General features: G+C 31.2%; 10 protein-coding genes. 3 read left to right on the plus strand and 7 right to left on the minus strand.

What is annotated here, in order from left to right:
• Position 1: 1 nt before the first annotated feature.
• The 7 genes from OW730_RS25960 to OW730_RS25990 all read right to left on the minus strand — a co-directional run bounded on the left by OW730_RS25960 (position 2) and on the right by OW730_RS25990 (position 7,573).
• Positions 2 to 745 (minus strand): ABC transporter permease, encoded by a 744-nt coding sequence (locus OW730_RS25960; RefSeq protein ID WP_271226958.1) that lies wholly within the window; start codon positions 743 to 745, stop codon positions 2 to 4.
• A gap of 2 nt (positions 746 to 747) precedes the next feature.
• The gene (locus OW730_RS25965) at positions 748 to 1,494 is read right to left on the minus strand and encodes an ABC transporter ATP-binding protein (protein WP_271226959.1); all 747 of its coding nucleotides are present in this window, start codon (positions 1,492 to 1,494) and stop codon (positions 748 to 750) included.
• Between the two features lie 16 nt (positions 1,495 to 1,510).
• Positions 1,511 to 2,092, minus strand: coding sequence for a UbiX family flavin prenyltransferase (locus tag OW730_RS25970; RefSeq protein ID WP_271226960.1), 582 nt, complete (start codon positions 2,090 to 2,092; stop codon positions 1,511 to 1,513).
• Between the two features lie 28 nt (positions 2,093 to 2,120).
• Positions 2,121 to 2,975, minus strand: coding sequence for a UbiA-like polyprenyltransferase (locus OW730_RS25975; protein ID WP_271226961.1), 855 nt, complete (start codon positions 2,973 to 2,975; stop codon positions 2,121 to 2,123).
• Positions 2,956 to 4,401, minus strand: coding sequence for a menaquinone biosynthesis decarboxylase (locus tag OW730_RS25980; RefSeq protein ID WP_271226962.1), 1,446 nt, complete (start codon positions 4,399 to 4,401; stop codon positions 2,956 to 2,958). The genes OW730_RS25975 and OW730_RS25980 overlap by 20 nt, the downstream gene beginning before the upstream one ends.
• A gap of 34 nt (positions 4,402 to 4,435) precedes the next feature.
• The gene (locus OW730_RS25985) at positions 4,436 to 5,449 is read right to left on the minus strand and encodes a polyprenyl synthetase family protein (protein ID WP_271226963.1); all 1,014 of its coding nucleotides are present in this window, start codon (positions 5,447 to 5,449) and stop codon (positions 4,436 to 4,438) included.
• Positions 5,450 to 5,668: 219 nt separating this feature from the next.
• Positions 5,669 to 7,573 (minus strand): FAD-dependent oxidoreductase, encoded by a 1,905-nt coding sequence (locus OW730_RS25990; RefSeq protein WP_271226964.1) that lies wholly within the window; start codon positions 7,571 to 7,573, stop codon positions 5,669 to 5,671.
• 384 nt (positions 7,574 to 7,957) lie between these two features.
• Between OW730_RS25990 and OW730_RS25995 the strand changes: the two genes are divergently transcribed.
• The 3 genes from OW730_RS25995 to OW730_RS26005 all read left to right on the plus strand — a co-directional run bounded on the left by OW730_RS25995 (position 7,958) and on the right by OW730_RS26005 (position 12,274).
• A complete protein-coding gene (locus tag OW730_RS25995) occupies positions 7,958 to 9,031 on the plus strand; it encodes an FAD:protein FMN transferase (protein ID WP_271226965.1) in 1,074 nt (357 codons plus the stop codon).
• A gap of 70 nt (positions 9,032 to 9,101) precedes the next feature.
• Positions 9,102 to 10,052, plus strand: a complete 951-nt coding sequence (locus OW730_RS26000) for an ABC transporter substrate-binding protein (RefSeq protein ID WP_271226966.1) — start codon at positions 9,102 to 9,104, stop codon at positions 10,050 to 10,052.
• Between the two features lie 293 nt (positions 10,053 to 10,345).
• Positions 10,346 to 12,274 (plus strand): peptidase U32 family protein, encoded by a 1,929-nt coding sequence (locus tag OW730_RS26005; protein ID WP_271226967.1) that lies wholly within the window; start codon positions 10,346 to 10,348, stop codon positions 12,272 to 12,274.
• Positions 12,275 to 12,297 lie beyond the last annotated feature (23 nt).

Consider the following 12,297-nt stretch of genomic DNA (forward strand, 5'->3'; position numbering starts at 1 on the left):
TTTATCTCCAAGGGCAACAAATACTTTCTATAACATCTATTAAAATGAATAACACTAATCCAATAATACTTAAAATGAAGATTCCAGAATACATCTGAATATAATTAATCCTCATCCATGAGTCCATAATAAAATATCCCATCCCATATTCCGTTCCAAAATTTTCAGTAAAGAATAGTACTGATATTGAAGTTCCAATACCTATCCTTAAAGATGTTAAGATTCCAGGAACTATTCCTGGTAAAATAATCTCTCTTATTATTTCAATCTTAGTAGCTCCTACAGAATACATAGGAAAAAATACTTCTTCTGGGATATTCTTAACCTCATCTCTAATATTCACTACAATCTGAAAAAAAGTAATTAAGAATATCATAAATATCTTTGTTAAGTCTCCTAATCCAAATACAAGCATAACTATTGGAAGCAAAGCAATCTTTGGAATTGGATAATTAAAATATATGATAGGAGAAAGAATGGAATCAATATTTTTAAAATACCCCATCAATACTCCAAATAAAGTTCCTAATGATAAAGATAAAATCAACCCCATTATAATTCTCTTTAAACTATGTAAAGCATGGATTGCAATATGACTCTGAAAAGATACTATAATATTCTTGATTATCTTTGTAGGCGGGGGAAGTATAGGACTCTTTATAATCATACCAAGAATTTGCCACAAAGCAAAAATTAAGATAAATGCTAAAATAAAATTAGTTATTTTATTTTCTCTAATTTTCATCCTCATCTCTCTCCTTTGAGAATGTTTTTAAGTCTAATATTCATATCAATAAATTCTTTCTTAAATTCCATATCTCTTTTACCAAACAAAGGATTTTTTATAACCTGAACCACTTTTCCAGGGTATGATGAAATTACAGCTATCTTCTGTCCCAAATAAATTGCTTCTCTTATATCATGTGTTACCATAAGGGTTGTAACCTTATATTCCCTCCATACCTGTAAAAATAACTCCTGTACTTCTTCCCTAATCATTGCATCTAAAGAAGAGAATGACTCATCCATTAATAGTAAGTTAGGTTTCATCAATAAAGCTCTTGCAATAGAAACCCTCTGCATCTGTCCCCCACTTAATTCCTTAGGGTACCTTTTTACTAATTTATCTATATCCAATTCTTTTAAAATCCTATTATAAAAACCTTTATCAATGCTGTTTTTACCATCTTTAATTTTAGCTGATAAGTATACGTTTTCCTCCACACTCTTCCATTTAACTAATCCATAATTCTGAGGTATAAAACCGATTCTATGATTCTTAGGATTAATTTGATTTTTATTAATTAAGACTTTACCTTTATATTCACTATGAATTCCAGCTAAAACCTTTAACAATGTAGATTTACCACATCCCGATGGACCAATAACAACACATATTTCTCCTTCATCAACTGATAAATTGATATTCTCAATAGCATCAATATGTTTGTCCTTATTTTTATAAGAAACGTATAAATTATTAATTTCTATCATAACATTATCACCTATTTTATTTAGTTGTGCCCCATTCATCATATAAATCGCTTTCTATATTTAAACTTGAAAGAATTCTTCCTACAGTAATATTCACTAAATCCTCAATAGTTTTTGGCTTCTGATAAAAGGCTGGCATAGGAGGCAAAATTGTAACATTTAAATCACTTAAAAAAAGCATATTTTTAAGATGAATTGAGTTAAATGGTGTTTCCCTAGGAACAAGGATTAAATTTCTCTTCTCCTTTATCATAACATCCGCGGCTCTTATTAAAAGATTATCTGTAACCCCACAGCTAATTTTTGAAAGAGTTCCCATAGAACATGGAACTATAACCATACCATGAGTTCTAAATGATCCACTGGCTATTGAAGAGAACATATCATCAATATCACATAATACTAGACGCCCTTCATACCTCTCAAGACTATATATCCAATCTTCAAAATCAACTTCTATCTCAAATTCTAAAACTTTTCTTCCGTTATCTGTGATAACCAAGTGAACTTCATTCCCTTGCTTTATCAATTCTTCAACAAGTCTTACACCGTATATGCTGCCGCTTGCCCCTGTAATTCCAACAATATATTTTTTCAAAAGTTTCACCTCATACTTAATAAGAAATTTATAAAAATGTATCTATCATAGTAAAAGCAAATATTAAAACACTTACAACCTGATTGATATTATACGATGCTATCTTCATCTTTTTTTCATTTGCTGGAGAAACCATGTAGTGCTCTACCCCTAACAGAATAGCACTAATGAATATTCCCACTAAATATATCCACCCTCTATTCATAAGAAAATATAAACTTATTAGTAATAATATCATCATAAAATGAAATAACCTAGATATGTACAATGCTCCTTTTAATCCAAACCTTGCTGGAATTGAAAATAATCCCGATGCTCTATCAAACTGAATATCTTGTGTTCCGTAAATTATATCAAAACCTGCAACCCATAACATTACAACAGCGCCTAAAACAAGCGGTGCTAATGCAAACTCTCCTGTAACTGCGAGCCAAGCTCCAACTGGTGCTCCAGCGCATGCTATCCCAAGTACAACATGGCAAGCCCAAGTAAACCTTTTAGTATAGGAATAAATTATAAATAGAAATAAAGCTGCTGGAGATAATAAAAAACATAAAGTATTTAACTTATATGCAGCTAAAATAAAAATTGAGAAACACACTATTACAATTCCCCATACTTCATATTCCTTTACAATACCTCTTGGTAAATGTCTATTTGCAGTCCTTGGATTTTTTTTATCAATATCTTTATCCACTATTCTATTAAGTGCATTAGCTCCATTTCTTCCTCCAACTAAAGCAACTAATATCCAAAATACAGTATCATACGAAGGTATCCCTCCTGCCGCCCATACCATTCCAATTAATGCGAAAGGAAGTGAAAATAATGTATGAGAGAACATAACTACCTCTCCATATTTCTTAATCTTCTCTAATACCATATTCTTTCCACCTCTTATCTACTAATTCCTTGATTTCTTCACTCATTTCAATATCATCAGGCCACTCTCTTGTATGCCCTTCTGATGGCCATTTTTTTGTAGCATCAATTCCTAATCTATGACCATACAAAGCTGTATTTGATGCATGATCTAAAGCATCCAACGGTCCTTCAGAGATTACTAAATCTCTTTTGGCATCAATATTATTGAATATCTTCCATGCTACAGTTGATAAATCATGAGGGTTTATATTCTCATCTACCACTATTATCATCTTAGTGTACATCATTTGTCCCATACCCCAAAGTGCATTCATTATCTTTTGAGCATGCTTTGGATATGCTTTCTTTATAGAAACAATTACACAGTTATGAAATACTCCTTCTAATGGGAAATTCATATCTACTATTTCAGGACACTGAACTTTAATCAATGGTAAAAAGATTCTTTCAGTGGCTTTTCCTAAATAACAATCCTCCATAGGTGGCTTTCCTACAATTGTTGTTGGATAAATAGGATTCTTCTTTCTAGTTATTTTTTCTATATGAAAAACTGGATACATATCCGCAAGTGAATAATATCCCGTATGATCACCAAAAGGTCCTTCTAATCTCATTTCATCAAGATCAACATACCCCTCAAGTATGAACTCTGCATTGGCAGGCACATAAATATCATTAGTAACACACTTCACCATATCCACAGGAGATTTTCTTAAAAATCCAGCAAATATCATCTCATCTATCATCTTTGGAAGTGGTGCTGTTGCAGAATAAATAGTAGCAGGATCACATCCTAAAGCTACTGAAACTGGCATTCTCCTCCCTAACTTTCTATACTTTTCATAAATTTCTCTACCATCTTTATGTAAATGCCAATGCATCCCTGTTGTTTTCTCATCATAAACCTGAAGTCTATACATCCCAACATTCTGCTGCCCTGTTTCTGGATCCTTTGTTATCACAAGTGGTAGAGTAATATATTTACCACCATCCTGTGGCCAACATTGCAGAATTGGAAGTTTTGTTAAATCTGGCTCCTCTATTACTTCTTGACATGCTCCTTTTTTCACCTTTTTAGGGAACACCCTTGCCAACCAAGCTAACTTAGGTATTGATTTAACTTTATTTATCAATGTAGCATAATTAGTAATATCCATAAAATCTAATATAGTATCAGCTATTTCATCAAGGTCCTCCACATTAAGTCCAAGGTTCAGTCTTTCATATGTTCCTAAAGAATTAATTAATACAGGATAATCAGACCCTTTTACATTCTTGAATAACAATGCATTACCATACGTCTTAGATACCCTGTCAGTTATTTCTGTTATTTCAAGGTTGCTGTCAACTTCAACTTCAATTTCATCTAGAAGATTCTTTTTTCTCAAATCATCTATAAATTGGTGCATATCTTTATAAGCCATACATTCATCCCTCTCTCACAGTAAAATCTCTATTCTAAAAGTTTCTATTCAATAATTTCTCTGTTACATCCTTAATTATTTTTTTACTTTCACATTCAGGTAATTTATCTATATTATCAAATGCTTTCTTTGTATATTTATCAGCTAATTCTCTAGCCTTTTCTATCCCCTTATATTCTTTAACCAATTCAATCAAGTCTTTCACATCCCCTTCACTTAAGGAAGAGTTGTCCAAAATATCTGCGATTTTATTTTCCTTATCCTCACCCATAGCATATAAAAGTGGCAGTGTGTAATAACCACTTATAAGATCCCTTTGAGCTCCTTTACCTAGTTTCTTATCATTACCTCTAAAATCAAGTATGTCATCCATTATCTGAAATGCCATACCAATATGATATCCAATTTTACCAAGTAATTTTGAGATTTTATCATCACATCCTGCTTCATTTGCTCCAGTATAAAAACTAATAGCAAACAATGCTGCAGTCTTTCCAGATATAATTTTAAGATATTTTCTTACGCTTGTACTCTTAGAATACCTGAGATTGTATTGAACTATCTCACCCATACATATCTTAGATATTGCCTTTGATATATTTTTTAAATTCTCTGGTGAATAGTTATATTCAGATAGCATAATAAAACACTGGCAGAATAAAAAATCTCCAATATAAACTGCATATTCTTTTCCATACTTAGATTGTATTGTTTCCAAACCCCTTCTTAGTTTAGATTCATCCACAATGTCATCATGTACCAATGTTGCTGTATGCATCATCTCAATAGTTGCTGCTAAATTCTGCATCTTTTCATGTTCATACTCACCAAATTTTGCTGATAATACTAAAAATGCTGGTCTTAACATTTTTCCACCTGCATCAATTAAAGGAGATATTGCTTTAGTAAATTCAGTTTCTCTAGACTTTATATTAGCCTTCATAATATTAGTTACATTTTCTAATTCTTGTTCTATTTGAGGGTATTCTTTCCAAAACCTATTCATTTTATCACCTTGTTTAATTATTTTATATTGAATTTCTTTCATTTGATTGATAATAACTCTCAATAACACTATAATAAAAATTTATTCAAAAGAAAAGAGGTATATAGAAGTTATCTCAACATAATTTTCCATACTTATATTAAATCATAATATTAGAACTTATCAATCAAATAATTCAAAATTTTACAAAATATATGTACAAATATATCAAATGTCCTTTTATTTATATAAAAGGACATTTGGGAAATTTTTATTCTAATTTTAATCTACATATAAATATGATTTTTTAACGAACCCAATGTTCTTCCACCACTTTTTCAGAACAGGTAATACATAGTAATCTAATCCAAATGTACTTCCTGAACCACCTATAAGTGCAATTGCAGCACCCATATACCATAACATTTCAGCTGGAGCCATTCCCGATGACCATATCATCATACCCATTACCAATGAAATTATTGAAGCAAGTGCAGTAAACAACCCTGCAATTAACAGTAGTCCTACTACAATCTCACCAATTACCATTCCAGTCTGGAATACCTTTGCTAAGAAAGTATAACCACCTTCTCCATTATAGAAGAATGCATCCATTGACCATTTAACAATATTTTCAATAAATTCTGGTACAGGCAGTGCCGCTCCCCATTGTGAAACAGCTTCAGTTGCTCCTCCTGCAGCAGCTGTCGATGCTGAAGTTGTTGCCTCTACTACCTTTTCTGCTGCTTGAGCAGCAGCAGTTGCTGCTGTTGTTCCATCAACCGCTGGTGGTGCAGGTATCAAGAATATCTTTGAAGGATCATCTATTATTTTTTCTAATTTTTCAATTCCTTCATGGAGCCATTTATACCCAACAAAAATCCTCAATGGTACTAGCCAGAAGTTTGGAGATGCCTTTGAAAAATGTCCTCCAACAAAACTTCTTCTATCTTTAATGTGGAAAAATTCATGAATAATATACGACCAACATTTATTAAATCCAGCAACTTGGAAGAAGTATACTAAGTTAATAAAATGCTTTACAAATGCTGCGAAGAAACCAGATAATCCAAAGAATTTCCCTGGCATACCTAAATGAGCTACAGCATATTTTCCTCCTACACAAACCATTGCACCATGGAAGGCTGGTTTGTAGGATTTCTTTTCTCCACCTTTTATATCACTATAAATATTATGAGCTACTAGTGGAGCTGAACTCTCAGCATTCTCTACCATCTGAGGGACAGGTCTTTCTTCCCCTTCTGGAATATAGAAAATATTATCTCCAACAACATAAACATTCTCATGTTCTAAAGACTGAAGCTTATCATTTGTAACTATTCTTTTTCTACCCGTCTGTTCTAAATCCATCTTACCAACTATATCTGAACCTTCAACACCAGCTGCCCAGATTACAGTTTTTGTTTTTATTGTACCCTTATCTCCTAAGGTAACAGAGTTCTTAGATACCTCTGTTATTCCTGCATTAGTAACTACTTGTACATCTAATTTTCTAAGTCTATTTTCAACTTTTCTAATCAACTTATCAGGGAATATAGGTAATATCTTTGGCATAGCATCTACTACATATAACTTTACTTCTTCTCTAGGTACGCAGAAATCTTTGCAAAGTCTATCCTTCCACTCACCTAATTCACCTATCATCTCTATTCCTGTGAATCCTCCACCTACTACAACGAAAGTTAACATTTTCTGTCTCTTTTCTTTATTAGGTTCTTTCACAGCTTCTCTAAACATATGAAGAATATGTTCTTTTAGCTCAACTGCATCTTCATATGACCACAGCTTACGAGAATATTCCTCTGCTCCAGGTATTCCAAAGTAAGTTGGTTGACACCCTGTACCGATTACTAAATAATCATATTCATAAGAATTCTTATCTGATTTTAATACCTTATTATCAAAATCAAGATCTGTTATCTCATCAAGCACAACATTTACATTTCTCTTTGCAAATATTTTTTTAAGATCAATTTTAATAGAGTCTTCTGATACTCTATTTGCAGCAACTTCATGAAGCTCAGTAAGCAGTGTATGATAAGGTTTCTTGTCTATAAGTGTTATTTCAATATCTTTCTCTTTCTTAAGCTTTTTGGCAAGTTTTTTAGCGGTTAATACACCACCATATCCACCGCCTAATACCACTATTTTCTTCTTAGGATTCATATCTTGTCCCCCCATCTGGTAACAATTATTTCTCTAATTTTACATAACATCATTTCCATTAAAACAATTATTAATTACATCCATTATTATTCAATTTTCATATTTCTTTACCTTAGTTAAAATTTTATCATACCCTGCTCATATGTCCATACAAGCCACTCTTTTGGTCATTATTATTATATTTTGTTAATTTAGTTCACAGGAATAAATTATTTACTTTAATCATAATCAATGTTATAATCACTTCATTATTGCATTTCATTTATTCAAAGAGACCTCTCTTTAAAAATTATCCATTCCTATGATTCATTTTTATTTTCTATTACCATTTTTCATATAATTAAAAATATATTTCTGTTTATCAGATTTGAAAGGAGAGTCCCTATGATAAAGCACTCAAAAAAAATTATTTTTCTATTAATCATAACTGTTTTAATTGTAATTTTAAAATTCACAACATCTGATTCCTCTCAGAAGCAAAGTAAAGAACCAATAAATCTGCCAATATCTAAAACAGCTTTTTTTATGGGAACTGTAATAGATATTAACATATACGAACCAGTATCTGATGATGTATTTGAAGATGTTTTTGAAATACTAAATTCCATTGAAAATAAAATGAGTTTAAATTTAAATGATAGTGAAATAACTAAAATCAATGCTAATTCAGGTAGTGCTGAAGTGAAAGTTTCTCCTGAAACCTTTTATGTAATAAATAGGGGTAAGTACTACTCTTCTTTATCTAACGGTGTATTTGATATCAGTATTGGCCCTTTAGTAAAGTTATGGGACATAGGTTCTGAAAATGCTCGTGTACCTAGCCAAACTGAGATAGATAACACTATAAAAAAAATTAATTATAAAAACATATTATTAGATGAATCAAATCAAAGCGTAAAACTTAAAAATTATGATATGATGCTCGATTTAGGAGCCATTGCAAAGGGTTACGCTGCAGATGAAATTATAAAATATTTAGAATCAAAAAATATTAGCAGCGCTATTATTAGTCTAGGTGGTAACATTTATGCCATGGGGGTAAAACCTAACTCTAATCCTTGGAAAATAGGAATACAAAATCCCTTTTCTGATCGCGGAGAACATCTTGGCATAATTCAGGTGAAAAATAAATCAGTGGTAACTTCAGGAATATATGAAAGATACTTAGAAAAAGAAGGTATAAGATATCATCACATATTAAATCCTTTCACTGGATATCCTGTTGAAAATTCATTAGCAAGTGTATCAATTATATCCGATAAATCAATTGATGGAGATGGTCTTTCTACTTCAGTATTCTCTATGGATGTTGAAGAAGGACATAAGTTAATTGAAACCTTAGAAGGTGTTGATGCAATATTTGTAACTAAAAATAATGAGATTTTTATTACCTCTGGTATTGAAAGTAATTTTAGGATTACTGATGATAATTTTAAATTAGAAACATTGAAAAAATAAACAAGTCATATGACTAGTTTATTTTTTTGATATGCCTTAATACATAAAAATTAACAGGAGTGTGTACACAATGAAAAGAAAGAATTTATTAATTGCTTTAATATTAATCATAAGTATTTCTCTATTAGGATGCACAAATAAAAATACTAAAGAGGTAGCTTCTACCCCTCTAAAGCCTTTAACTATAGGAGTAATGCCTGATTTAGATTCTATTCCATTCATTATTGCAGAACATAATGGATACTTTAAAGAAGAAGGTATTGCGGTTACTATAGAACATTTTAAAAGCGCAATGGACAGAGATACAGCTCTACAAACAAAAAAACTTGATGGTGCTATATCAGATATGCTTGCTGTTGTATTCTTTAATGATAATGATTTTGATGTTAAGATTACTTCAAAAACAGAGGGTAGTTTCAAATTAATCGCTGGAAAAGATTCAGGAATATCTAATATTAATCAAGTAGAAGGAAAATCCATAGGAATATCAAAAAATACTATTATAGAATACTTAACTGATAGAATCATGGAGATTTCAAATGTTGACGTAAATGCACCTGAAAAAGTAGCAATCCCAAAGATACCTACTAGATTAGAAATGCTTAATAACGGGAAATTGGACATGGCTACACTACCAGAACCCCTTGCCAGCCTTGCAGTAACAGCTGGTGGTTCTATCATAAACAGTTCAGATGAACTAGGTGTAAACCCTGGAATAATGTTATTTACAAGTGATGCAATAGACTCAAAAACAAACGAGATCAAAGCACTTTATAGAGCTTACAACAAAGCTGTTAACTACTTAAAAGAAGAAAAAATTGAGAACTATATTGACTTTGTTATTGAAGAAGCTGGTTTTCCAAAGAACATTAAAGATACATTAACTCTTCCTAATTACACTGAAGCTTCTATGCCTTCAGAAAAAGAATTAGAAGAAGTATTAACTTGGCTTAAATCAAAAGAATTAACTACGAATGACTATACTTTAAAAGAATTATCTACTGATAAATTCGTTAAATAAAACAAAAACCTATAACAGTGGACAATGGAAAACGATGGATGGTTCTGACCCCAAGGTCAGAACCTACATTTTATCTTAAAATAAAACATTATATTTAAAGTAAAATGTTTCAGCTCACTGAAACGAGTAAACACGTTTTGTCTAAAGAAAAAATATTTAAAATTTCTCGGAGAGAAATGTCCATCATTCTCCATTCTACATTCTCAATTCTCCATTAATAAAGTAATTATTTGAAAACAAAATTAATGAAATTAAAGATATAATTATTCTTTAGAAACAATAAGGGGGTTCTCATGAGTAGATTTTTTAATGGTAAAGAAATAGAATTATTAGCCCCTGCGGGGACCTATGAAATTTTTGAGAAGATAATACATAGCGGTGCTGATGCAGTATACTTCGGTGGTAAAATTTTAAATATGCGTATGCATAGAAAAGATTACAATTTCTCAAATGATGAGATAAAAAAAGCTATTGAAATAGCCCATTCTTTGAATAAAAAAGTTTACATAACAGTGAATAATCTATTAAGCCATCAGGATTTAAATGATGCTGAAGAATATTTAAAATTTTTAGAAGAAGTTCAACCAGATGCTTTAATTGTTCAGGATATGAGTATTATAGAATTAGTAAATCGTCTAAACTTAAAACTAGAATTACATTCATCTGTAATGATGAATGTGCATAACCTGGAAACAATAAATGTTTTAAAGAATTTAGGAGTATCTAGAGTTGTTCTTTCTAGAGATATGGATTTAAAAACCATACGCTCTTTACATAACCAATCTAATATGGAATTCGAATACTTTACTCATGGTGATATGTGTGTAGCTCATGGTGCTCAGTGCTTATACAGTGGTATGATTTTTGGAAAGAGCAGCAACCGTGGATTATGTATGAAACCATGTCGTTGGAATTTTACAATAAAGAAAGATGGCTATGTTTATCCTACTGAATTTCCAATGGCAGTTAAAGATATGTCTATGTATGAACATCTGCCTGAAATGATACATGCTGGTATAGTTTCTTTTAAGATTGAAGGAAGAATGAGAGATTCAGATTACTTGGTTAAATTAATCAACTATTATAGTGACTCAATAGATAGATATATAGAAGATCCTCTATCCTATGATAGAAAAAAAGATTCTAAAGCTATTTACGAAAATCGTAAAAGAGACTTATCTACATGCAGTGCTTTTGGAATTCCAGGACTGTCCAATATAAATAGACGTTACGAAGGAACAGGGAAATTCTATAGCCACGGAAGAGTTTTCAGTAAGCCAATTGAAGAAATAGAACTTCGTGATGATAGAATTAAAGAAATAAAAAGCAATCTGTCAGAGGGTATTAATTCAGCCTCTCATAAAGCTAATTTAAGCGTAAAGGTAAGTTCCTATGATCAAGCTAAAGTTGCCCTTGAAGAAGGGGCTGATATTATATATCTATCAGGTGAGGTCTTTGAACCTAATACGCCTTTTAGTAAAAGCGAAATACTTGAGATAACTAAACATAAAAAAGACACCAAAATATATCTTGCTTTGCCTAGAATGATGTTTGAGGATGATTTCTCAAGATACGCTCAATTGTTAAATGAAAACAATTTAGGAATAGATGGTTTACTTGTTACTAACTTAGGTGCTATAGAAAAATTTAAACACTTAGGACTTGAGCTAGTTGGTGATTATTCATTAAATATATATAATCATGAAGCAGCTTTATTCTATAAAAACCAAGGCTTATCTTCTGCATCTTTATCTGTAGAAGCTCCTTTAAATGATGCAAAAGAAACCATAACTAAATCCACACTACCTATAGAAGTCATAGTACATGGTTCTCCAGTGGTGATGTATATGGATCATGATTTATTTGAAAATACAGAAGTTTTAGAGCCAACAAAAACTGAAGACAACAAGTATTATAACAATAATGTATTAGTTTTAAGAGATGATAAAGGATATGAACATCCTGTATATAGAGATAACTTTGGTAGAAATCATATGTTACTATACAAAGAACTCTGTTATCTGCCTTTCTTAAAGGAACTAAACCATATGGGTGTTAGAAGTTTCAGAATAGAAGGATTCCATTATTCCTTAGACAATTTAAGAAGTATTTTAAATGTATATAGACAAGCTATTGATAATTTTGAAAAGTGTATTCCATTATTTAATTCACTTTCCCCTAATTATGGTGGATTTACTTTAGGTGCTTTTCAGTTTAATTAAATTAACCATAAAGGAGAAATAGA

This window comes from Oceanirhabdus sp. W0125-5, from assembly GCF_027938815.1.
Lineage (GTDB): Bacteria > Bacillota > Clostridia > Clostridiales > Clostridiaceae > Oceanirhabdus.

Excerpts from the sequence above, each read along its gene's own strand:
- OW730_RS25975 (WP_271226961.1), bottom strand. The coding sequence starts at position 2,975 with ATGGTATTAGAGAAGATTAAGAAATATGGAGAGGTAGTTATGTTCTCT.
- OW730_RS25985 (WP_271226963.1), bottom strand. The coding sequence starts at position 5,449 with ATGAAAGAAATTCAATATAAAATAATTAAACAAGGTGATAAAATGAAT.
- OW730_RS26005 (WP_271226967.1), top strand. The coding sequence starts at position 10,346 with ATGAGTAGATTTTTTAATGGTAAAGAAATAGAATTATTAGCCCCTGCG.
- OW730_RS25990 (WP_271226964.1), bottom strand. The coding sequence starts at position 7,573 with ATGAATCCTAAGAAGAAAATAGTGGTATTAGGCGGTGGATATGGTGGT.
- OW730_RS25960 (WP_271226958.1), bottom strand. The coding sequence starts at position 745 with ATGAAAATTAGAGAAAATAAAATAACTAATTTTATTTTAGCATTTATC.
- OW730_RS25980 (WP_271226962.1), bottom strand. The coding sequence starts at position 4,401 with ATGGCTTATAAAGATATGCACCAATTTATAGATGATTTGAGAAAAAAG.
- OW730_RS26000 (WP_271226966.1), top strand. The coding sequence starts at position 9,102 with ATGAAAAGAAAGAATTTATTAATTGCTTTAATATTAATCATAAGTATT.
- OW730_RS25965 (WP_271226959.1), bottom strand. The coding sequence starts at position 1,494 with ATGATAGAAATTAATAATTTATACGTTTCTTATAAAAATAAGGACAAA.
- OW730_RS25995 (WP_271226965.1), top strand. The coding sequence starts at position 7,958 with ATGATAAAGCACTCAAAAAAAATTATTTTTCTATTAATCATAACTGTT.